At 37.4% G+C, this 22,312-nt stretch carries 24 protein-coding genes and 2 tRNA genes; 19 read left to right on the top strand and 7 right to left on the bottom strand.

Features of this window, described 5'->3' with window-relative positions; all coding sequences use genetic code 11:
- Positions 1-371, top strand: a 371-nt coding sequence (locus BHECKSOX2_RS08365; RefSeq protein WP_180323723.1) for a hypothetical protein, incomplete at its 5' end; no start/stop codon positions are given.
- A 375-nt stretch (positions 372-746) separates the two neighbouring features.
- On the opposite strand, the gene BHECKSOX2_RS08360 is transcribed toward BHECKSOX2_RS08365, so the two are convergent.
- The 3 genes from BHECKSOX2_RS08360 to BHECKSOX2_RS08350 all read right to left on the bottom strand — a co-directional run bounded on the left by BHECKSOX2_RS08360 (position 747) and on the right by BHECKSOX2_RS08350 (position 3,881).
- Entirely contained in the window at positions 747-1,637 is an 891-nt protein-coding gene (locus tag BHECKSOX2_RS08360) for an IS3 family transposase (RefSeq protein ID WP_139683204.1), read from the bottom strand.
- Positions 1,624-1,935 carry a transposase gene (locus BHECKSOX2_RS08355; RefSeq protein ID WP_139683203.1) on the bottom strand — a complete coding sequence of 104 codons (312 nt, stop codon included), beginning with the start codon at positions 1,933-1,935 and terminating at the stop codon, positions 1,624-1,626. Before BHECKSOX2_RS08355 ends, BHECKSOX2_RS08360 begins: the two co-directional genes overlap by 14 nt.
- 278 nt (positions 1,936-2,213) lie before the next feature.
- Positions 2,214-3,881, bottom strand: a complete 1,668-nt coding sequence (locus BHECKSOX2_RS08350; RefSeq protein WP_180323722.1) for a ShlB/FhaC/HecB family hemolysin secretion/activation protein — start codon at positions 3,879-3,881, stop codon at positions 2,214-2,216.
- A gap of 484 nt (positions 3,882-4,365) precedes the next feature.
- On the opposite strand from BHECKSOX2_RS08350, the gene BHECKSOX2_RS08345 reads away from it, so the two are divergent.
- From BHECKSOX2_RS08345 to BHECKSOX2_RS08300, 10 genes are all read left to right on the top strand, one after another.
- Positions 4,366-5,022 (top strand): biosynthetic peptidoglycan transglycosylase, encoded by a 657-nt coding sequence (locus BHECKSOX2_RS08345; protein ID WP_139683201.1) that lies wholly within the window; start codon positions 4,366-4,368, stop codon positions 5,020-5,022.
- A 35-nt stretch (positions 5,023-5,057) separates the two neighbouring features.
- Positions 5,058-5,714, top strand: coding sequence for a tRNA (adenosine(37)-N6)-threonylcarbamoyltransferase complex dimerization subunit type 1 TsaB (gene tsaB / locus BHECKSOX2_RS08340; RefSeq protein ID WP_139683200.1), 657 nt, complete (start codon positions 5,058-5,060; stop codon positions 5,712-5,714).
- A gap of 27 nt (positions 5,715-5,741) precedes the next feature.
- Positions 5,742-6,482 (top strand): heme ABC transporter permease, encoded by a 741-nt coding sequence (locus BHECKSOX2_RS08335; RefSeq protein WP_090714727.1) that lies wholly within the window; start codon positions 5,742-5,744, stop codon positions 6,480-6,482.
- Positions 6,479-6,637 (top strand): heme exporter protein CcmD, encoded by a 159-nt coding sequence (ccmD, locus tag BHECKSOX2_RS08330; RefSeq protein WP_139683199.1) that lies wholly within the window; start codon positions 6,479-6,481, stop codon positions 6,635-6,637. The genes BHECKSOX2_RS08335 and ccmD overlap by 4 nt, the downstream gene beginning before the upstream one ends.
- Positions 6,634-7,050: a cytochrome c maturation protein CcmE gene (gene ccmE / locus BHECKSOX2_RS08325; RefSeq protein WP_139683198.1), complete on the top strand. Its 417-nt coding sequence runs from the start codon at positions 6,634-6,636 to the stop codon at positions 7,048-7,050. The genes ccmD and ccmE overlap by 4 nt, the downstream gene beginning before the upstream one ends.
- Positions 7,050-7,571, top strand: a complete 522-nt coding sequence (locus tag BHECKSOX2_RS08320) for a DsbE family thiol:disulfide interchange protein (protein WP_090714737.1) — start codon at positions 7,050-7,052, stop codon at positions 7,569-7,571. Before ccmE ends, BHECKSOX2_RS08320 begins: the two co-directional genes overlap by 1 nt.
- Positions 7,572-7,646: 75 nt before the next feature.
- Positions 7,647-7,722 (top strand) — tRNA-Val (locus BHECKSOX2_RS08315).
- A 7-nt stretch (positions 7,723-7,729) separates the two neighbouring features.
- A tRNA-Asp gene (locus BHECKSOX2_RS08310) sits at positions 7,730-7,806 on the top strand.
- Positions 7,807-7,871: 65 nt separating this feature from the next.
- Positions 7,872-8,795 carry a DUF808 family protein gene (locus tag BHECKSOX2_RS08305; protein ID WP_139683197.1) on the top strand — a complete coding sequence of 308 codons (924 nt, stop codon included), beginning with the start codon at positions 7,872-7,874 and terminating at the stop codon, positions 8,793-8,795.
- Between the two features lie 38 nt (positions 8,796-8,833).
- Entirely contained in the window at positions 8,834-10,675 is a 1,842-nt protein-coding gene (locus BHECKSOX2_RS08300) for a SurA N-terminal domain-containing protein (protein ID WP_139683196.1), read from the top strand.
- A 65-nt stretch (positions 10,676-10,740) separates the two neighbouring features.
- Here BHECKSOX2_RS08300 and BHECKSOX2_RS08295 read toward each other — a convergent pair whose 3' ends face one another.
- Positions 10,741-11,523, bottom strand: coding sequence for an enoyl-ACP reductase FabI (locus BHECKSOX2_RS08295; RefSeq protein ID WP_139683195.1), 783 nt, complete (start codon positions 11,521-11,523; stop codon positions 10,741-10,743).
- Between the two features lie 61 nt (positions 11,524-11,584).
- On the opposite strand from BHECKSOX2_RS08295, the gene BHECKSOX2_RS08290 reads away from it, so the two are divergent.
- From BHECKSOX2_RS08290 to recJ, 4 genes are read left to right on the top strand one after another with little or no spacing between them, the layout of a single operon-like run.
- Entirely contained in the window at positions 11,585-13,087 is a 1,503-nt protein-coding gene (locus tag BHECKSOX2_RS08290; protein ID WP_139683194.1) for an MFS transporter, read from the top strand.
- The gene (lspA, locus tag BHECKSOX2_RS08285; protein ID WP_090715068.1) at positions 13,084-13,545 is read left to right on the top strand and encodes a signal peptidase II; all 462 of its coding nucleotides are present in this window, start codon (positions 13,084-13,086) and stop codon (positions 13,543-13,545) included. The genes BHECKSOX2_RS08290 and lspA overlap by 4 nt, the downstream gene beginning before the upstream one ends.
- Entirely contained in the window at positions 13,542-14,519 is a 978-nt protein-coding gene (locus BHECKSOX2_RS08280) for an NAD(P)/FAD-dependent oxidoreductase (RefSeq protein WP_139683193.1), read from the top strand. Before lspA ends, BHECKSOX2_RS08280 begins: the two co-directional genes overlap by 4 nt.
- Positions 14,513-16,204 (top strand): single-stranded-DNA-specific exonuclease RecJ, encoded by a 1,692-nt coding sequence (gene recJ, locus BHECKSOX2_RS08275; protein ID WP_139683192.1) that lies wholly within the window; start codon positions 14,513-14,515, stop codon positions 16,202-16,204. The genes BHECKSOX2_RS08280 and recJ overlap by 7 nt, the downstream gene beginning before the upstream one ends.
- A 426-nt stretch (positions 16,205-16,630) precedes the next feature.
- Here recJ and lipA read toward each other — a convergent pair whose 3' ends face one another.
- Genes lipA through BHECKSOX2_RS08260 form a run of 3 tightly spaced genes read right to left on the bottom strand, consistent with a single transcriptional unit; the run spans position 16,631 to position 18,462 of the window.
- Positions 16,631-17,578 carry a lipoyl synthase gene (gene lipA, locus BHECKSOX2_RS08270; RefSeq protein WP_139683191.1) on the bottom strand — a complete coding sequence of 316 codons (948 nt, stop codon included), beginning with the start codon at positions 17,576-17,578 and terminating at the stop codon, positions 16,631-16,633.
- On the bottom strand, positions 17,562-18,167 hold the full coding sequence (gene lipB / locus BHECKSOX2_RS08265) for a lipoyl(octanoyl) transferase LipB (RefSeq protein ID WP_139683190.1): 606 nt from the start codon (positions 18,165-18,167) through the stop codon (positions 17,562-17,564). Before lipB ends, lipA begins: the two co-directional genes overlap by 17 nt.
- A gap of 10 nt (positions 18,168-18,177) precedes the next feature.
- A complete protein-coding gene (locus tag BHECKSOX2_RS08260; RefSeq protein WP_139683189.1) occupies positions 18,178-18,462 on the bottom strand; it encodes a YbeD family protein in 285 nt (94 codons plus the stop codon).
- A 63-nt stretch (positions 18,463-18,525) separates the two neighbouring features.
- On the opposite strand from BHECKSOX2_RS08260, the gene BHECKSOX2_RS08255 reads away from it, so the two are divergent.
- The 4 genes from BHECKSOX2_RS08255 to BHECKSOX2_RS08240 all read left to right on the top strand — a co-directional run.
- Positions 18,526-19,566 (top strand): AAA family ATPase, encoded by a 1,041-nt coding sequence (locus BHECKSOX2_RS08255; protein WP_139683188.1) that lies wholly within the window; start codon positions 18,526-18,528, stop codon positions 19,564-19,566.
- Complete coding sequence (locus BHECKSOX2_RS08250) at positions 19,566-20,906, top strand: vWA domain-containing protein (RefSeq protein ID WP_245391358.1); 1,341 nt, start codon at positions 19,566-19,568, stop codon at positions 20,904-20,906. The genes BHECKSOX2_RS08255 and BHECKSOX2_RS08250 overlap by 1 nt, the downstream gene beginning before the upstream one ends.
- A 4-nt stretch (positions 20,907-20,910) precedes the next feature.
- Entirely contained in the window at positions 20,911-21,225 is a 315-nt protein-coding gene (locus BHECKSOX2_RS08245) for a rhodanese-like domain-containing protein (RefSeq protein WP_090716352.1), read from the top strand.
- 418 nt (positions 21,226-21,643) lie between these two features.
- The coding region (locus BHECKSOX2_RS08240) for a transposase (RefSeq protein WP_139683187.1) at positions 21,644-22,312 on the top strand (669 nt) is incomplete at its 3' end.

The following is a 22,312-nucleotide window of genomic DNA, read 5'->3' as shown; positions in this document are numbered from 1 at the left end:
AAATATCCTTACCTAATCAAGAAACAATGCAAAAATGCATTTTAAATCAACAAGAAGCCTCAAAATGGCAATTTCCCGTTGATTTTGATCGTGTATCCCACATTGTTGATTACCGTAACTACACAAGATCTTTAGCCAAGGATTTAAAAGTTTTACCAAAACAATGGCGTCTATTTTTTTCAGATATTCACTTATGGTATAAAATTAATTTTTCTTTTTTATATCCAGGTATTTACAGAATACACCAAAAAGGCCCACAATCTAAAAAGGCAACATCTATCATCAAGCAACTTCCTACAATGCCTAAAAAAATATTGTTACTAGAAGGTGTTTTATATGTTTTAAATAAATTCAATTTCCGTAAAAGATAAAGGGACTCAAATATTAATTGAGACCTTTGCATAAATCAATTCATCTCACCAATCTGGCAAAAAAAAGCCTTATATAAAAACAGCTATCCTTGTTTAGCGTAGCAAAATATCAGATTTGCTTGTAACGCTGAATACAAAAGTAGCATTATTGATTTTTATTGTCGGTAAAATCAAAGCTCTTTTATGAGCCTTTAAGAGACAGTGAATTAATATTTTGGAATTTATGCTCCATTTAAAAAGAGGGTTTACCTACTTTCTTTGTTTTAATATAATCATTACCAGCTTTCCTGGTTGGGTGTTTGCCGCTCTTATTCAGTCTCATTTTATCACCCCAAAACCTCTGACAACTTTTTAAAATTTCTTATATAGAACATCCTAAGAAGCCTTCTTCTTATTCTGGTTCAATTTTATACTTTCTTGGTACACATCCATTGGTTTTTTGTAATCTAATGTCTGATGGAATCTTCTGTTGTTGTAAAACTCAATATAGTCATCCACATCAGTGGTTAGTTCGTTTATGGTCTGGTATGCGTTCAAATAGATTCTTTCGACTTTGGCGCTTCGCCAGAAGCGCTCAATGCAGATATTATCGGTTGCTCTGCCTTTGCCATCCATTGATATAGTAATACCCAATTTTTTGAGTCTTTGAGTGTGCACTTCACTGGTGTACTGGCTACCCTGATCGGTATTAAATATCTCTGGATGTGGATACTTCTCTAAAGCTTCGTTAAGCACACTCATTACCAGCTGAGAATCCATGGTGTTGGATATCTTGTACGATAGCACAGCTTTGCTGTGCCAATCAATAATAGCAGTCATATAAACCATACCGCCTGCAATCTTGATGTAGGTGATGTCAGTGCTCCATACGTGATTAGCATGGCTGATATTCAATCCTCGCAACTTGTAACTATACTTCTTATGCGCTTTGATTGGTGTTATCGTGTTAATAGGTTTAACCGCTAGTACGGCTTGCAAGCCTAGTTCTTGACGGTAGCGTGCTACCATATTTAAGCTTACCTTGTAACCATCTTCCAGAAGCTGCTTATGCACCTTATTCTCACCGTAGATGGGTATTTCTTCAAATACTTTGGTGATGTGATTTTTAATGGTTTGCTTGGTGTGATTAACGCGTGGCTTATAATATAAGCCACTGCGGTTAATGCCAAGTAGTTGACATTGTTGATTAATGGATAAAGAAGAGGATGAAGAATGGACTGTAGTCGGCTTGAGATCAATCAACTGCTTTAGTTTAGATGAGCCCAAGCTTTTTAGCTTTTTTTGCTAACCACTCCTTCTCGACAGTTACCTTGCCCACTAGCGTGGTTAAATGTTCGTTTTGCTCTTGTGATTTAATAAGCTCTTCCTTGTATTCTTTAACTGCTTTAGATGGCTCCATAGCAATCTCAGCGTTAGCAAGGAAGATCTTCTTCCAGTTCACTAGGTTTTGTGGCAAGATGTTATGCTTGCTGGCAATCTGCGCCAAAGTGCTTTCATTTTGCAGCAGCTCAAGAACTAATTTAGTCTTGAATGCTGATGAATAGTTTGTTCGTTTTTTACTCATAATTTTTTACTCCGAATTGTTGGGTTAAGTTTAACTTGTTCGAAATAAGAAATCTTAATTTGTTGTCTTAAATTGTTGGGGTTTTATAGTAGGGAATAACGTGGTGAAACCTGACAAGAAAGTTTAAATTGTTGTCTGAAATTGTTGGGGTTTTATACAATCACTAGGTATCTATTTTTCAGCTACTTGGAAATTTTTAAGCTTTGTCCTAGTGAGGCTAAGATTGAGTTTACCTTTCTAAAGAAATGCTGGGTGTTGCTGGAAAAACTACCTAGTCGTTAAAAAGAGGCGTTAAAACTAACACTGAAAGCGTGATCGCGTTTTCGTGTGTGATTTTCACCATACTCAAGTGATAATTTTTGGTTGAATATGTTGAGTTTAACGCCAATGCCCTTGCCATCAAGTCTACCCCCATCAGTTCTTTTGCCTGAGAAAATATACCCAATATCGTATAATAGGTAAAACTGAGGATCCGATGGAGAAAGCTTCGTAAAAGAAAAAGTTGATCGAAAATAGGCGCCTTTAGCCCCCGATATGGCTATATTGCTATGCCCTCTAACGGATCCAACGCCGCCTATTTGAAACATTTCCCCACCAAATAAAATATCATCAGAATATTGAGAGTCAAATGCTAGCTTTAGATTTATCTTATTTGCTAGCGTGGTATTATAAGATCCCCCTATTTTATATATTGTAAAGTGTCGCCCTGGAAAACTCTTAGGTGTGGGGGTGATTTCCCCGTTATTGTTATGAAATACAACCTTTGATCCCAATCCATGTTTAATTTTGAAATCTAGGGAATAGTCGCTATTTTCTTTTGTTTTTTTAGATAAGTTGATGCCTACTGCAAGATGATTTCTAGTATAAGTACTAACCTCTATATTGGCTTTGTTCACCTGAGAAACCTTATCTTTTTTATGCCAAGATATATTGAATGATATTTTCTTGCTTTCATCTCTATATATGTTTTTTTTGGCATATATTTCTATGTTGCTATTGATGTTTCTCAATTGAGTCGCGATAGACTGATTGTTTATGAGAATATTATTGTTTATAAGAGAGACATTTTTGGTTTCATTTAAGCGAGTGCCAAAATTCCAGTCAATATACGGAACATCGTATGAAAGTGATATCGTTCTGTTTAATTTTTTGCCTTCATCTGGATTTGAATTGGATCTCAAATCAATCATTAATTGGTCGTTAATACCAACAAGATTGTTTATTGATGTGCCAATATTGGCCACAATTTCCCCTGTGCTTTCTGAACCACTATTGTCAAACCCCGACCTAAAATAAATATTCTTTTTATAAGCACTTTTTATAATAATATCACTATAGCCTATTTTGCTGGTAGGTTTAATATCAGCTTTTGATTGATAGCCTTCTAATCTGTTAATTTGATCTGTTCCTTGTTCTAAGTTTCTTATATTTAAATAACTTTCTGGTTTATCGGAAAATAAATTATTTAAATATAAGTTTTTGTTATCAGATGATAATGTGTTAATTTTCCCCTCTATTATTATCAGTTTTAAAATACCTTGACTTGTTTTTTGTTTGGGAAGATAAGCTCTGGTGGTGATATAGCCGTGATTAAAGTAAAGTTGATTTAATAACTTTATAATATTATCGATATTAACCCTACCTAAACATCTATTTGTAAAAGGCTCAACAGCGGCATTGATGGTTTTATTGTCAATAAGAGATGCCCCTTGGACATTGATTGTGTGAATATCAATACATTTTTCTTCTTTTTTAAATTTGCCGCTTATCTTTGAAGGGGATTTAAGTTTCTTTAAGAATTGCGTTATATTTGCCAATCTTTCAGTATTGGCATTTTGTCTATCTAATTTAAGATTTTCTTCCAAGCCTTGTTCTAAAGTTATTGCATATAAATTGGAGGCGTGAAGTAATGCAATTAGTGTAAGGAATTTTAATAAGTTACACATGTTATAAGATTTTTTAACCATAGATGATTTTATTACAACTTACAAATATTTGAATAAACCTGAGAAGCGATAAGAGAATAAAGATGCTCATATTTTACACAAAGGTTTTTTTAAAAAATAGTATAATTTAATTTTGAATTAAAGGAGACCTTTGCATACAGTAAATCAAGCGAATGTTTGTATCGCAATTTAGTATTCGTCGAAATATGATTTTATAGGTGGATGGATTAATGGAATCAAAAACAAGATAAAACCTTTAAAAGAGTCGCTGATACTACCAATACATCACATCAAAAAGTAACACACGCTAAATTATTACAAGAGAACAAACATTTTTTAAAAAAAGCTTAAATTAGCGCAAACGGAGGTCGAAATCTCAAAACAGTGCAATTTTAGAAATAGACAGAACTTATGTTGTTTTTGTGGCTTCGGGTATATAATACAAACCACTTTTTAAGAGTGTTGTAACGCAATGAGGTAAGGTGTGAAGTTTAGAGCTACAAAATGGTTAAAACGCTTAGCGTTACTCAGTATTGTGGTTTTTGCCGTTTATTTGAATTATCTACATAGCGTGGTTAAAGATGAATTTTCTAAGCCGCTTGATTTGACGAATTCTCAATTATCGTTAGAGATTTATCCTAAGTCATTGGTTAATATGTTGTTAATAATGGAAGACCAATCGTTTTTTAATCATTCTGGTGTGGATTTTATGGAGATTGCTAGAGTTTTGCGTGATAACTGGTTTTACGAGCGACCAATGCGAGGTGCCAGTACATTATCTCAGCAAATGATTAAAAATTCATTATTAACGCGTGATAAAACCTTTGAAAGAAAGTTCAAAGAGGCTCTGATGGCGTTGTTGTTAGAATTTTCATTTGACAAGAAAGACATTCTTATTCGTTATATGAATAGTGTATATTTGGGGCAGTATGGTCGATTTGAGGTGCATGGATTTCAGCGTGCGGCACGATTTTATTTTGATAAAGAGATCGGTAAATTGTCTTTAGAGGGTTTGGCAACTTTGGTGGCACTAATAAAAGGACCGAGTTATTATCATCCGACTCGACATCCTGATAGATTGCTAAAGCGTAGAAATTTGGTATTGCGTGTGTATCATAAACATCAAAAGGTTGTAAAATGAAAAATCATCATCTATAACCCTGCAAAAGTCTCGTTATGACAAATCAAAATATACTCGCTATTGATACCTGCACTGAGGTGTGTTCTGTGAGTCTTCACACACAAGGTGAAACTGTCTCGCGTTTTGTTAAAGATGTAGCGAAGAGTTCTGGTTTAATTTTGCCATTGTGTGATGAGGTATTTGAGCAAACAGCTTTATCGGTGGCAGACTTGGATATTATTGTCTATACCAAAGGACCAGGTGCATTTACTGGAGTGCGTATATGCATTAGCGTAGTGCAAGGAATGTCTTTGGCATTTGATATTCCTACCAAAGGTTTTTCAACGCTTGAAGTATTAGGTGCTGGCGCTGCTAAAAAATACAAGTCTAATAAGATTGCAGTCGCACTTGATGCACGAATGAATGAGGTTTATTGGGGTGTGTATGAAGATGGCGTATTAACAACACAACGCTTAGCAAAACCCGATGAAGTGGATACACTGAATGATGAATTTATCGGTGTGGGTACAGGCTGGGGCGCCTATAAGGATGAGCTTATTAAGAAAACAGGTGTTGGCCACTGTACGCCAGATTTCCACCCTAAGTCTCAGAATTTGATTGATTTGTATTTAAGTCAAAAAACCACGCATGATGATGAATTACCATTGCCTACTTATTTACGCAACAATGTGGCACAAAAATCGTTAAAATAACCCCAATTAGCAACAAATAAAGTAATTATGTGGAAGTGGATTCAGGCATTTGCCTCACCAAGAAATTTTTATCAAACCAGTGAAAAAATCATTCCTTGGTTAATGGTTCCATTTATTGGCTTGTCATTAATTGGTTTGTATTGGAGTTTTGTCGTCTCACCAGCTGATTATCAACAAGGTGACAGTGTGCGTATTATGTATGTACATGTGCCTGCTGCATGGATGAGTTTATTTATTTATGTAGTAATAGCAATTGCGGGCGGTATTGGGCTTATTTGGCAAATTAAACTCGCCCATATAGTGGCAAAAGTATCCGCACCTATTGGTGCTGCTTTTACTTTGTTAGCATTAGTTACAGGTAGTGTGTGGGGTAAACCGATGTGGGGCACTTGGTGGGCATGGGATGCACGACTGACCTCTGAGCTTATTTTGTTGTTCTTATACTTGGCTTATATCTCACTTCATAATGCCTTTGATAACCCAAAAACGGCTGATAAGGCTTCTGCTATCTTGGCAATCGTTGGTTCGGTGAATATTCCCATTATCTATTATTCAGTTGAGTGGTGGAATAGTCTGCATCAAGGTTCGTCTATTGGTGTTACTAAGATATCTATGCAAATAGATATGTTTATTGCATTAATGTTAGTCAGTTTTGCTTTTAAGTTTTTATATGGTGCCCTGGTGTTGATGCGTGCGCGAGACGAGGTATTAGTGAGGGAGCAAAATTCACGCTGGGTTAGAGAGATTATTGTTGGAGTGGGTAAATGATAGAATTTTTGTTATTTGATAAATACACTGCTTATATTTGGGCTTCGTATTTGCTTACTTTTGCCACAGTAGCGATTTTGTTTGTTGGCACGAAAGCAACACATAAGCGCACTATAACACAATTACACATTAAATATGCGAGGGACAAGGAATGACTAAAAGACAAAACAGAATGGCATTTGTGGCATTGCTTATCGCAGGTGCGATGCTAGCAGTAACGCTTTTATTTCGAGCACTTGGTAGTAGTAGCAATTATTTTTATGATCCAACTCAGGTGGCACAGGGCAAAGCGCCAGTTGATAGAAGTTTTCGCTTAGGTGGTTTGGTTGTTGTTGGTAGTTTTAAGCGAGAGGATTTGAAATCAACTTTTGATGTAACGGATAATAAAAATAAATTTAGCATTGAGTATACAGGTATCTTGCCAGATTTATTTAGAGAGGGGCAAGGCATTATCACCACAGGATCTTTGGTAAACGGTAAATTTATTGCTACCGAAGTTCTGGCAAAACATGATGAGAACTACATGCCACCAGAAGTGGCAGACGCCCTGAAGGAGGCAAAAGAGTAATGGGTAAGTTTATACCCTTAGCAATTTTTGTTGTATTGGCTTGGTTTTTGTATGATGGTTTGGGGCATGATACTAAAAAATTGCCATCGCCTTTAATCGGCAAAGCTTTTCCAAGCCTTGAAGTTCAAGATTTCAAAACGGGTGAAAAATATCACCTGCAAGAGAAATTAAAAAACCAAGTGTCGTTAGTCAATGTATGGGCGTCTTGGTGTGTTACCTGTCGTGCAGAACACCAAATGTTGAACAATATTGCAAAACAGGGTGTTGTGCAAATGGTAGGTATTAACTATAAAGATACCAAGCGAGAAGGTCGGTATTTTTTAAAGAGATTGGGTGATCCTTTTGGTTTTATAATCTTTGATGAGCAAGGAAAGTTAGGTTTAGAGTTGGGCGTGTATGCCACACCTGAGACTTTTATTGTTGATAATAATGGCGTGATTCGTTTTAAGCGTATTGGTGAGATTACTGAGCGACTTTGGCAAGAAGAAATGTTGCCATTGATTCAGCAACTTAAAAAATAGATAAATTCATTACAAAAAGAGTATTTGATTTGAGTATAATATGCGACTTCTTGATTTAAGTATCAGGTATTTTTTGGGCGCTTAGCTCAGTTGGTAGAGCATCGCCCTTACAAGGCGAGGGTCACAAGTTCAAGTCTTGTAGCGCCCACCAAAAAAATGGAGCGGTAGCTCAGCTGGTTAGAGTGCCTGCCTGTCACGCAGGACGTCGCGGGTTCGAATCCCGTCCGCTCCGCCATTTTTAAATAGCACTCTTTATGAGTGCTATTTTTTTGTCTGTTTTAAAAGGAGTAGACAGTAGTTATGTCAGGATTAATTGGATATATTGCCACACTTGCTGATGATTTGTCAGTGGTGGCTACAAAAGTTGCTGCTGGGTCTTTGGATGATATTGCCAATCAAACAGCCAAATCTTTGTCTCAAACGGCAGGTATTCTGGTTGATGACACAGCAGCCATCCCCCAGTATGTGAGTAATACTACGGCTAAAAGAGAGTTGCCAGTTATTTGGAAAATTACTAAAAAGTCATTAATAAATAAACTCCTTATTATTCCAGTTGCTATTTTAATTACTTATTTTGCACCGTGGATTATGTTGCCAGTTTTATTGCTGGGTGGTTCGTATTTAGCCTATGAAGGTACAGAGTCTATGGGGGGAAAGTTAGGCTTTATTGAAGTGCACGAGTATAATAATCATCATTCTACACCTAATACAGATGACTTGTCTGCAACAGAGGATAAAACGATCGCCTCAGCGGTGCGAACAGATGCTATTTTATCTATTGAGATTATGGCATTAACTATCGCCGGTGTTGCTGAAGCGCCGATTGTCACTCAAGTAGGTGTATTGGTTCTAATTGGCTTGATATCAACATTTGCTGTGTATGGTATTGTTAGCATGATTCTTAGAATGGATGATATTGGTTTTTATCTAAGAGATGAGAAAACCAACAGTCAATTTTATCAAGCTATAAGCAAGGTATTAATCTTGGGTATGCCAAAAATTCTAAAATCATTGGGTTGGATTGGTGCAATTGCAATGCTCATGGTAGGCGGTAGTATCATCATTCATAATGTTGTGTATCTACATTGGTTAGCTAAGCTAAGTCAAGGCTTACCAGTGCTTTTATCGGTGTTTGTTGAATATTTTGTCACGCCAGTTATTGTGTCAATTATGACGGGTGTGGCTTTAGTATTAATAATTACTTTATTTAAGGGTGAAAATTAATTATAATTCCCTGTTTTAAATTTTTATAAAATTATACTATGTTAAGTTCTATTAAAGATAAAACCAAAGGTTGGGTTGCTTATTTAATTGTTGCCCTGATTACAATCCCGTTTGCTTTGTTTGGTATTAACCAATACTTTACAAACACTTCAAATATTGTGGTGGCGAGTGTTGGCAGTGATGATATTTCTAAAGAGGCATATTTAAAAGAGTTTAATGCTGCTAAAAGACGCTTGCAACAACAGCTGGGTAAAAACTACACAGCTGAGATCAACCTTAAAGTAAAGTTTTCAACGATTCAGTCAATGGTTGATAGACGCGTGTTAGCGCAATTGGCAGATGAATCGGATTATGCAACAACACAGCGTGAATTGCAGATGCTCATTCAATCAAACGATGTATTTAAAGTCGAAGGTAAGTTTTCTATAGATAGGTACAAAGATTTGCTTAGATTAAATGGTATTTCAGATGTTGAATATGAGCGCATACAAACAGAAGGATTGACGCAAAATCAAATCAAGCGCAATTTCTCAGACTCTGCATTTTTGACGCCATCAGCACTAAAGCGTATACAGTCGTTGAATGACCAAGAGCGCAAGTTTAGTCATATTATGCTTAATACAAAAAATTATATCGATGAAGTGAAAGTTAACCCTGAGAGTGTTAAGGAATTTTTCGATGAAAACAAACAAGTTTTTCTTGAGCCACAAAAAGTAAAAGTTGATTTTGTTGAATTATCAACTAAAGAAATTGCTAAAAGTATTAAAGTGAACGATGATGATTTGTCTAATCTTTATGAAGATGAGCAGGCACGCTTTAGCACGGAAGAAGAACGCAAAGCGCAGCATATTTTGGTTGAGTCTGAAGAATTAGCAAATACGATTATCACACAGTTAAAACAAGGTGAGTCTTTTGCTGAGTTGGCCGCTAAACATTCTCAAGATACAGGCTCAAAAGACAGTGGCGGTGATTTGGGATTTTTTGCTATGGGTGCGATGGTACCTGAGTTTGAAGCTAAGGTATTTGCTATGAAAGAGGGTGAAGTCAGTAGTCCAGTCAAAACTGATTTTGGTTATCATATTATTAAGTTAAATAAGATTAAAGCAAGTGAGGTTAAACCTTTTGAGTCGCTACGCAGTGAGTTAACCAAACTTTACACTGAGCGTGAAGTGCAGAAATCTATTTACAAACTCACAGAGCAATTAAGTAATTTGTCATACGAGGAAGATTTGGAAGCAGCAGCCAATCAAATGGATTTAGAGCTTAGAACTTCTGAGTTTTTTACTCAAGACACAAAAGAACATGATGCTAAATTTGTAGCAGCAGCTTATAGTGATGAAGTCTTGAACAAAGGCGAGAGCTCTAAATTGATTGAATTGTCTAAAGATAAGTTTGTGGTATTAAGGATTAATGAAAAAAATCCTCAAAGAGAAAAGACATTTGATGAAGTTAAAGTTGAGATTGCTAAACATTTATCTGGACTATTAGCTAAGACTTTTATTGATAATGTTGCCGATAAAATTACCGCTTTACTGAGTAAGGGCGATACGACTACCGTTCAAAAATTAATGGAAAAATATCAACTTACATGGAAGGATGTTGGTTGGGTTAAAAGATCCTCAAGGGAAGAAAATACTGGGATTATTAATATCGTATTCTCCTTGCCGAAGCCAAATGATGGTGTGATTTATGATGCACAAAGTCTGAATGCAGAGCAATCCATTGTGTTGAAGTTATCAGCAATCAGAGTATCTAATAATGTACCAAATAATGCATTGTCAAGCGTCATACTTGGTTTTGAGTCTGAAGCGTTTTTTAATAGCATTTTGAAAACACTACACAAAGATATTGATATTAAAATATTCTCAGACCGATTATAAAAAAACAGGCTGAAACCTTCAATAAAAAGCCCCGCAATGCGGGGCTTTTTATTGGCTTCAAACTATCAATCAGGACCTTTGTCGTAAAAGTTATACCCTGAGTCAATATAGGTAATTTCACCGGTAATACCTGATGCTAAATCTGAACATAAGAATGCAGCAGCATTACCCACTTCTTCAATTGTTACATTGCGTTTGAGCGCCGATGAGTTGGCCGCATGATCCAGTAATTTACTAAAATTTTTGATACCAGACGCCGCTAAAGTTTTGATTGGGCCTGCTGATACCGCATTCACACGAATGCCTTTTTCAGGGCCCATTGCCGCTGCCATATAGCGTACATTTGCTTCAAGTGAAGCCTTAGCAACACCCATCACATTGTAGTTAGGAATGGCACGAATGGCACCCAAGTAACTTACCGTCAATAGTGCAGCGTTTTTATTTAGCATGGATTTTGAGCCTTTTGCCAGTGCAGTAAAACTGTAAGAACTGATGTCATGGGCAGTAGCAAAGTTCTCACGAGTAGTGGCATCAATATAGTTACCATCTAATGCTTCACGCGGTGCAAAAGCCACTGAATGCACTAAAATGTCAAAGTTATCCCAATGATTTTTTAACGCTTTAAAGGTTTGCTCGATGCCTTTATCACTAGCAACATCACACTCTATTACAATATTTGAATTGCAAACCGCAGCACATTTATCAACCCGCTTTTTAAGTTTTTCATTTTGATAGGTGAGTGCAATTTCACAACCTTGTTTTGCCATAGCCTCGGCAATACCCCACGCAATTGAGCGGTTAGAAGCAACACCAACCACCAATGCTTTTTTTCCATCTAAAAATCCCATAATATTCTCACTATATTAAAATAGACAAATTATAATGGGAAAATTCATCTAAATAACTGCTATGTTAAATATTTCACTTTCACTAACAAAATCCTTAGCTGTAGTGCTGAGTGTTTTATTGACACCGATTAGAGCGCTACGATTGCGCTATGTGCCACTCTTGTTGGTGTATTTTGCCTACGGCAGTAGTGTTTTTACCGCTATTGCTTTGAATTTTTGGGTGAAAGAGACACTGGATATGAGTGCAGCAGATTTGGCAGAGTTGGGCATATGGCTGACGGTGCCATGGACGGTGAAAATGATTTTCGGCTCATTGGTTGATAGTGTGCTGATTTTTGGATCCAACCGTAAATCTTATGTCTACATTGGTGCACTGCTCATCACCATGAGTTCTTTAATGATGATTGCGGTGGTGGGTGAGCATTCAATTGTTGCGGAGTTTTCTAAAAAGAGTGTTTATATTTTTGCCAGCGTGATTGCTGTTGTTGGTTTTGTGATGCAGGATGTGGTGGCAGATACGATGAGTACTGAGGTGATAGACAAGAGTCAGTCTGAAGAAGAAATCCATCAAGAATTAGCAAGTATTCAAGTATTGGCGCGTTTGTCATTAGGTTTTGCGATTTTTATCACGGGTTGGATTGGTGGTGAGCTGGCAGATGTTTTTAAAGATGAGCGTGAAGTAGTCTTTATGATTGCGTTATTTATACCTTTGTTGTCAATTCTTGGGGTGAGTTTGGTACACCTTAACCCTGTGCCAGTATCTAAGATTAACAAACATGTGTTATTTGGTGGCTTGGCTTTTGCGTTCTTTGTTGTGATTATGGGTTATGCACAAGTGCCTTATGCACAAGAGATTGTATTTGTGTTTTCTCTTGGTATTGTATTGACTTTACTCAATGGTTTGATTGGTGATTTAAGTGAAAATGCGATTCGCCATATTAAGATGGCAATGATTGTTATTTTTGTTTATCGTGCTATGCCCTCAGTCGGTGCGTCTTTACAGTGGTGGCAAATTGATGTGCTTGGTTTTGATGAATCATTTTTTGCTAAGTTATCAGCAATTAGTGGTGCGATAGCTTTGGCAGGGATGTGGCTGAGTGCTAAATTTATTGTTAAGCGCAATATTGGCGAAGTATTGATATTTTTAACTATTATTGGCACTTTGTTGTTTCTACCGATTGTGGCAATGTATTATGATGTACACACATTATTTGGTGTTGAAGCCAGAACGGTGGCATTAGTAGATACTGCATTGGCTTCGCCGTTTGATTATATCGCACAAGTGTTGATGTTAACTTTGGTGGCAATTTATGCCCCTGAAGGCAAAAAAGGCACTTGGTTTGCACTGATGGCATCGCTGATGAATATTGCCTTATCTGCGAGTGGTTTGTTAACTAAGTATTTGAACAAAATCTTTGTTGTTAGTCGTGAGGTGGTGAGCGATGGTGTTGTCACTGTTGCGCAAGATTACGCACAATTGGGTGGTTTGTTGTGGGTGGTGGTAATTTCAAGTTGTATTATTCCCATCATTGTAATTATTAAATATAATCCGAGTAAATTATGAAAATTAGATCTTATTTTTTATGGGTGCTAATTTTGGTCATACTTGACCAAATGAGCAAATGGCTAGCTTATGAGACTTTAGGCGGTATTGGCAATTCAGTTGATATTAATGCATTCTTTTCTTTAACTTTTGCACATAATTATGGGGCAGCATTTAGTCTTTGGGCTGATGGTGGTGGTTGGCAGCGTGATTTTTTATCAAGTATTTCTGTTATTGCGAGTATCGCTATTACCATTTGGATATTCAAAACACCCTTAAAACAAAAGTTTAAGCTTATCAGTCTAACCCTGATTTTATCAGGCGCTGTTGGTAACATGATTGATAGAATTACAAATGGCTTTGTGGTTGATTTTATTCATTTTCATTATCAAGATTTTCATTGGCCAATTTTTAACTTTGCCGATATTTTTATTACTGTTGGTGTGGTATTGCTACTAATAGTGGATTGGAAAAAATGAGTGATTGCTTAATCATTGGTGGTGGTGCGATTGGCATGATGAGTGCAAGAACGCTATCAATGGCAGGTGCTCGTGTGACTTTGCTAGACCAGCGTGAATGCGGGAAAGAGTCTTCTTGGGCAGGTGGTGGTATTATCAGCCCACTTTATCCTTGGCACTATAGTGATTTGGTGAATGAACTAAGCATTGCCTCTCAAGCGGTGTACGGTGATTTATGTGCTACTTTGTTTGAGGATACGGGTATTGACCCTGAATATATCCGATCAGGTTTGTTAATGATGGATGAATACAACACACTCAAAGCACAAGCATGGATGGACAAATACAAGCTTACTACCAGCACACATCCCAAAGGTGGTTTATTTAAAAATATTGCACAAGTACGCAATCCAAGATTATTAAACGCACTTAAAGCTGATATTCTTAAACGCGGGGTTGAGATTGTTGAACACACCAAAGTTGATGATTTGATTATTAAAGATAATATTGCACTGGGTGCTAAGACTAAAAACAAAGATTATTATGCCGATAATACAATTATTTGTAGTGGCGCTTGGAGCTCGTCTTTGTTAGGTGATGATGGCAAAATATTTCCCATTAAAGGACAGATGATTATCGTTAAGACTGAGGTAAATGCATTAGAGCATATTGTGCTTGACCAAGGTCACTATATTATTCCTAGAAAAGATGGGCAACTTTTGATTGGCTCTACCATGGAAGACGCCGGCTTTGATAGAAGTACTGATAAGCAGGTGGGTGATGAGTTACTTGCCTTTGCTGCTGAGCGGCTTGTGCAGTTGAAAGGCGCTAAGATTGAGCATCACTGGGCGGGTTTTCGACCCGCAAGTAAATCGGATGTGATTGTTGGTAAGCACGCTCAGTTAGAGCGCCTGTATATCAACACTGGGCATTTTCGTAATGGACTTAATATGGCACCAGAAAGTGCCAATAGAATAAAAAACCTAATATGTTGATTAGAACAATAGAGCAAGATTTGTTTGTATCTTATTCAGATGACATCCCCACTTTCTTAAAAAATATTTATGCTGCTAGAGGCGTTTCAGAAGCGCAGTTATCTTTGGGTTTAGATAGTTTACTAAGGCCTAACTTTGGGCAATTGGATATCGCACTTGATGTGCTTGAAAAAGCCTTATTGTGCGATAAGCGCATTTTAATCGTGGGAGATTTTGATTGTGATGGTGCTACCGCATCGGTTGTGGCAGTTAAGTCATTACGATTGATGGGTGCTAAATATGTTGACTTTTTAGTACCTAATCGTTTTGATCATGGTTATGGTTTGAGTCCAGAAATTGTTGAATTGGCAATTAAAGAGAAACAACCTGATTTAATTATTACGGTTGATAATGGTATCTCAAGTTTTGAAGGGGTAGCATTGGCAAAAGCATCTGCCATTAATGTGATTATTACCGATCACCATTTGCCTAGTGAGACTTTGCCTGAGGCAGATGCGATCATTAATCCTAACCTTAAAGGTTGTGATTTTTTAAGTAAAAATCTTGCAGGCGTTGGCGTGTGTTTTTATTTGATGTCAGCACTTAAAACACATCTTAATAAGCGTGATTATTTTACCAAGCAGAATATTGCATTGCCAGATTTGCGCACAGTATTAGATTTAGTGGCACTTGGTACGGTGGCAGATGTGGTTAAACTTGACCAAAATAATAGAATTTTAATTGACCAAGGGCTTAAGCGTATTCGCGCCAAACAATGTTCGCTAGGTATTTTGGCGTTGTTGGAAATCGCCAATAGAAAAGCGCAAACCTTGCAGGCTAGTGACTTGGGTTTTGCCGTAGGACCAAGGCTTAATGCAGCAGGGCGCTTGAGCGATATTTCTCGTGGTATTAAATGCTTGCTAACGGATGATATAAATGATGCTCGGCGTTATGCAGCAGAGTTAGAGCAATTTAACCAAGCCCGCAAAGCGCAGCAAGCACTTATGCAAGAACAAGCGCAAGCTATTATTGACACACAGAGTGTTGAAACTGATAAATTTGCACTGAGTTTATTTGATGCCTCTTGGCACGAGGGTATTGTTGGTATTGTCGCTGGAAAATTGAAAGAAGATTATCATTGTCCAGTAGCAGTATTTGCACAATCAGGCGAAGAATTTATAAAAGGCTCTATTCGTTCTATTCCTGATGTGCATATTAAAGATTTGTTAGATCTGATAGATAGAGAAAATCCTAATTTGATTTTAAAATTCGGCGGTCATGCAATGGCGGCAGGGCTAAGCATTAGAAAAGAGAATTTTGCAGTATTTAAAAAGGTATTTAATGATTTTATTCAAGCGTATTTGAATAACGAACTTCCTAAGGCAGAACTCTTAACTGATGGACGATTAGAAGCGTTTGACATAACTTTAGACAATGCACAACTAGTGGCAGATAGCGGACCATGGGGGCAAGGATTTGAAGAACCTATTTTTTATGGGGATTTTGAGATAGTCACTCAAAGAATTGTAGGTGAAAAACACCTTAAATGCAGCCTTAAACTTGTTGGTGATAATATAGTACATGACGGGATTGCATTTTTTCAAGCACCCATTGATAAAACAACAGCACAAATTGCTTACAAGTTATCCATTAACGAGTGGCAAGGAAAAACCAACTTACAATTAATGGTTGAGCAAATTAAATGATAAATAAGTGTTAAATAGTATTGATATTATCAGTAATAGCGAATTGTAAAAAGAGTTGCAGGCGTTTTTTGATAGCGAATTATCTGATTTTAAAGAGACGCTGGAAAAATCGCCAAGTGGGTGAAAAGTGGGCTTCTGATGATTATTCCTATTTATGCAAAGGTCTCTTAAAGTTTAAGGGTCTTAGCTAGCCACGAAAAGAAAAAGTAAGTATTGTAATCGTTTTTGCATTTCGAAGAAGGAACTTAGAGAGATAATCAAGAGCAAAGCCAATACATCTTTAAACATATTTGGCGCTGTTCGAAGTGAGGTGGGTATTGGGATTAACTTAAAAAAATCAAATTATAGCTTTAAAACCATTTAGCCTCTTTCTGATAAATCACCATGTCTGTCTCTGGGGATGGCAAGCTGATGAAATTGGATGTTTTATCCAATAGACGCACCAGCTACCTGTAAATCTGCATGATACGATGAGCGTACCATAGGGCCACTAGCAACCTGAGAAAAACCCATTTGAGTTGCAATTACCCTGTATTTTTCAAATTGCTCAAGCGTAATGTATTCCTCAACCGCTAAATGGTATTTACTAGGCTGCAAATATTGCCCAAGCGTAAGCATATCTACATCGTGTGCTCGTAAATCAGACAGTACATCCAATATTTGTTGTTTAGTCTCACCAACGCCCAGCATTAAGCCTGATTTGGTAGTAACATCAGGATGTTGTTGTTTGAATGATTTTAATAACTTTAACGAATAGGCATAATCAGCACCTGGACGCACTTTTGGATATAGACTTGGCACAGTTTCAAGATTGTGATTAAACACATCTGGCGGGCAAGTTTCAAACACCTCAAGCGCTTTTTCCATTCTGCCTCTAAAGTCAGGTGTTAGTATTTCAATCTTTACCTGTGGTGTGGTTTGTCTAATCTGATTAATACATTGCTTAAAGTGACTGGCACCACCATCACGCAAGTCATCTCTATCAACTGAAGTAATGACCACATACTTAAGTTTCATTTTTTCAATGGTTTGCGCTAAATGCTTTGGCTCTTTGACATCTAATGGCTTGGGCTTGCCATGCGCCACATCGCAAAATGGACAACGACGGGTGCAAATTTGCCCCATAATCATAAAGGTCGCTGTACCGTGGTTAAAACACTCGCTAAGGTTAGGGCACTGTGCTTCTTCGCAAACGGTAAACAACTTCTGTTCTCGTAGTGTGCTTTTGAGTTTGTCAACTTTTGAACCAGAAGGGTGTTTTATACGAATCCATTTAGGCTTTCTAAGTGGCGTACGCTCTGAATCAGGCTTAATTCTTAAGCGTGATACTTTTGATTCGCCTTTCAAGGCTTTGATTTCAACTTCTTGTGACATGATTCATTAAGATTTTAGTAAGTTTGTTGGCAACGGTTTCAAACTGGCTATTATCCGTTAAATTTGACAGTTGTGTTACTGCTAAGCCCTGATATCCACAAGGATTTATCTGAGAAAAGGGAGAAAGGTCCATGTTTAAATTTAAACTCAATCCGTGATAAGTAATACCATTTTTCACTTTAAGTCCTAATGCGGCAATTTTTGCACCTTTTACATATACACCAGGCGCATCTTCTTTTAACTGCGATTCAACATCATAAGACTTCAGCAAGTCCATAATTGCTACTTCCATCAGTGACACCATCTTTTTAACCCCGATACCCAGTCGTTTTAAGTCAATTAAACAATACACAATCAATTGCCCAGGGCCGTGGTAGGTGATTTGTCCGCCACGGTCGCTTTGTACCACAGGAATATCGCTGGTTTGTAATAAATGTTCAGGCTTGCCAGAAATACCCTGCGTGAATACAGCAGGGTGTTCAACAATCCACAATTCATCTTCACTATCGGCTTGACGCTTGGCAGTAAATATTTTCATTGCCTCCCAAGTCTGCGTGTAGTCTTGCAGTCCTAAATTGACAATTTTCATATAGAGGTCTTTACAGTATATAAGCGACTAAAGGGTGGTCTTGCAGTTCTTTATTGATTGAATCGAGTTGCGACACGCTGGTTGCAACAATTCTAACAGTGTAGGAAATATAGTTACCTTTAGTGCTTTTTTTGCTGCTAATTTGACTCAAATGAATCTCACCTGCATGGCGTTCAATAATGCTACACATTTCACTGTGTAATTCTTTGCAGTCTTTTCCCATGACTTTGACAGGGTAGTCGCAAGGAAAGTTAAAAATGGCTTCTGGTGTGGGTTTTGGATTAAGCTTATTCATATTGGGTAATTTTATCGTCTATTGCTATAAAATAGTGTCAATTTTAATATTTTCAAGTTAATTATGCGTCCAGAGCAAGTCAGTATTATTTTAAATCAAGAATTTGAATCAGTGCTTCACGGTTATCATACGCCTGTTATGTTGTGGGGCGCACCAGGGATTGGAAAATCCCAAATCATCTCTCAAATTGCTATGGAACACAATGTAAATATGATTGATATTCGTCTGTCACAAATGGAGCCGAGTGATTTACGCGGTATTCCTTTTAAAAATGGTGAACAAGTAGATTGGGCAATTCCCTCGTTATTGCCTGATGAAAAACGACACGGCAAGCAAGGTATTTTATTTTTAGATGAGATTACTTCGGCGCCACCCACTGTTTCTGCTGCGGCTTACCAGCTTATTTTAGACAGGCGTTTAGGGGATTATGTAGTGCCACAAGGCTGGGTAATTTTTGCTGCTGGCAATCGCCAAGGTGATCGTGGTGTGACTTATTCAATGCCAGCACCTTTGGCAAACCGTTTTTCACATTATGAGCTTGATGTCAATTTAGATGATTGGGTGGATTGGGCTTATAAAAATAACATTGATGAGCGAATTATTGGTTTTTTGCGTTATCGCCCTGAGCATTTATTTGAGTTTGATTCTGCGCACAATCCTGTGGCTTTCCCATCACCAAGAACTTGGGAATTTACGCATCGCGCTTTGCAAAAATTTGATGATAATTTGAATTTATTTGGAGCCGCTGCCAGTGCCTGTGTGGGTGAAGTGGCGGGTATTGAGATAGCCACCTTTATTGAACATTTAGAAGATTTGCCAGATTTAGATGCGATTGTGAATGGCGAATCAGTTTCAATCCCAGATGCCATCGACCTTCAATATGCTATTTGTTCTGCGTTAGTCGGTAGAGCGATTAGTGTTAAAGATCAAGACAACGCCCAACAGGTTTGGGGTAATATTCTCAATTTTGCCCGCGACTTTCCGCAAAAAGAATTGGGTGTAATGCTGGTATCTGATATGCAGCGTGCTATCGGCGAAGAAATTTTTGCTATTCCAGAGTTTGCCGACTGGGCAAGCAAAATTGCGGACACCTTATTTGACTAGTGGACAAACAATCGCATTACCCAACATGGCAAAACAAGTCTTTAAAACCTGAAAAAAAGGTTAGCGTAGTCGGCGAAGACATTGTCCCAACAGAGGAAAAACACATACTTAGCACAGAAGAGTTAAAGGCTATTAAAGCGCGACTCACTAAAGCACGCACGCAACTGATATTGGATAAGCCTTTCTTAGGTAATTTGGTATTGCGCCTACCTTTAATAGCGGCGGATTCTTGGTGTAAGACCAGTGCTACTGATGCTAAAAGTTTTTATTATAATGCTGATTTTATTGATTCACTAAATAATCATCAGATCAAATTTGTTTTAATTCACGAAGCACTACATTGTGCATTGACACATTTTGCACGACGGGGCAATCGAACTAAACACAAGTGGGATTTAGCCTGTGACTTTGCCATTAACCCATTATTAGTCAAAGAGGGTTTTCATCCGCCGATTGATGTGCCGATTTTTCAGCAATATGTAGGGATGATTGCTGAGGAAATTTATCCAATGATTGATGATAATCTTAATCAAGAGCCAATGGACCAGCACTTATATGATGACCAGGCGAATGATGATTCTCAACAATCAGAGGGTGGCATGCGTGAAGATCAACTACAACAAGAGCCTAAACCGAAAAGCAAAGCCAGTGAAGGTGAGCAGAGCAGTGCATCTTCTTTGGCGCAACAGCCTGCCAAGCTACAACCTGATGAGCTTGAGAAGCTTGCTAGCGAGTGGCAGAAAAACCTTGCTTCAAGCGCACAACTTGCGCAACAAGCAGGAAAACTTGATGAGGAATTTGCTAAATTAATTGATTTTTTTTTACAGCCTCAAGTTTCATGGCAATCCTTATTGGCGCAATATATGTCAACATTTGCACGAGATGATTTTAGTTACTCTCGTCCATCACGCAGAACAGGCGAAGCGATCCTGCCTTCGCTTAAATCTCATCAGATTGACATTATCGTGGCAATCGACACTTCTGGCTCTATTTCTCAAGAAGAAGTGGATGAGTTTGTCTCAGAAGTGAGTGCCATCAAGTCTAATTTGCGTGCCAGTATTACACTGCTTGCCTGCGATGATAAGCTCTGTGAACACTCGCCTTGGCGCTTTGAAGCTTGGGATGAATTACAATTCCCTGCTTCTTTGGGTGGTGGCAAAGGCACTAATTTTAACCCCGTATTTGACTATATCAATGCTCAAGACAGTGCCTATGATGTGGTTATTTATTTCACCGATGCCAAAGGTGTATTCCCTGAAGTAGAGCCAAATTATCCAGTTATGTGGCTCATTAAAGGCAAAGAGTGCACACCTTGGGGTACTCGCATACAGCTCAATTAAACTTATGAAAGATTTTAGCGTCATTGAATTTGAAACTTATTTAAAAAACAATCAACCTTTATTGTTAGATGTGCGAGAACAATGGGAGTGGGACAAATGTCATTTTGAAAATGCCAAATTATTGCCGATGGGGCAGATTATGAGCAATATAGATTCATTAGACAAAACACAAGAAACCGTTATTATTTGCCATCATGGTATTCGCTCTATGCAAGTGGCACGCTATTTTGATTCTATTGGTTTTGAAAGAGTTATTAATTTGTGTGGCGGTATTGATGCTTGGGCAAAGACAATTGACCCTTCTATGCCGTTATATTAATTTCAAAGAATGCGTTAAATGCCTTATGTGCTTGTTGTGTTTGATGTATGTCTATCAATTGAAATCTAACTTTGGTAGTTAGGTGTTGTTGTGCAAGTTTGACTAAATCTAGCGAAAATACAGTTACAAACTTTAAGGATTTTTAAGATCTTAAGATATCCCAAATCCAAAAATAGAACCAAAAAATCCAAAAAATAATTTTCTCACATAAAAAACTACTTTTCAACCAGCCAGTCTATGATTATTACTAACAGTCAACTAATTAGAAGTGTTATAAGCTTGTTCAAACAGTTTTTCATTGGTTTTTCTGATTTTTAGACGAGCGTCGTCCTTACTTAATGGGGCTGTTGAAAATAAAAACCCAAAAAACACCATATTTATAGTAAAATACTATAAATATCAACAACTTAAAAAAATAATGACCACTCAAACAGAAATCATCAACCTAGAAGACTTAGTTCCAACCAACCACCTCTATCGTAAATTCACCAAACTTATTGATTTAGACAAAATAACCAATAAGCACTTAACCACAATTGCTGGTAATAGTAATTACAAAGGCTACGGTATCAACACCCTATTTAAAACATTGTTATTACAACATCTAGAAGATATTAGCGACAGAGCGTTAGAAAGATTCTTACAAGAAAATACCGCTGCCAAATGGTTTTGTAATTTCGCTTTAAGCGATAAAACGCCAACTTATAGTATCTTTTCAAAGATGCGAACAAAAATAGGCACACATCTTTTATCCAAAATTTTTAACGAAGTTAAAAATATACTTAAATCCAAAGGCTATCTAAATGAAGTCTTTACCTTTATTGACGCTTCTCATTTAGTCGCAAAAGCCAACCTTTGGCAAGCGCGAGATTTAGCCATTGCTAATAAATTAGAAAAACTCAACAACACAACGCTACCAAAGGTGGCTTATGACCAACAAGCAAAGTTTGGCGCCAAAGGTAAAAATAAATTCTGGTATGGTTTTAAAAAACACATTAGTGTGGATATGCAATCAGGGTTAATCAACAAAGTTGCATTAACCCCTGCTAACATCACAGATGCCAAAGGTTTAAAACATGTACTACCA

The organism is thiotrophic endosymbiont of Bathymodiolus puteoserpentis (Logatchev) (genome assembly GCF_900127505.1).
Lineage (GTDB): Bacteria > Pseudomonadota > Gammaproteobacteria > PS1 > Pseudothioglobaceae > Thiodubiliella.
The sequence above is the reverse complement of the archived record's forward strand: the minus strand, read 5'-3'. Positions and strand labels throughout refer to the sequence as shown.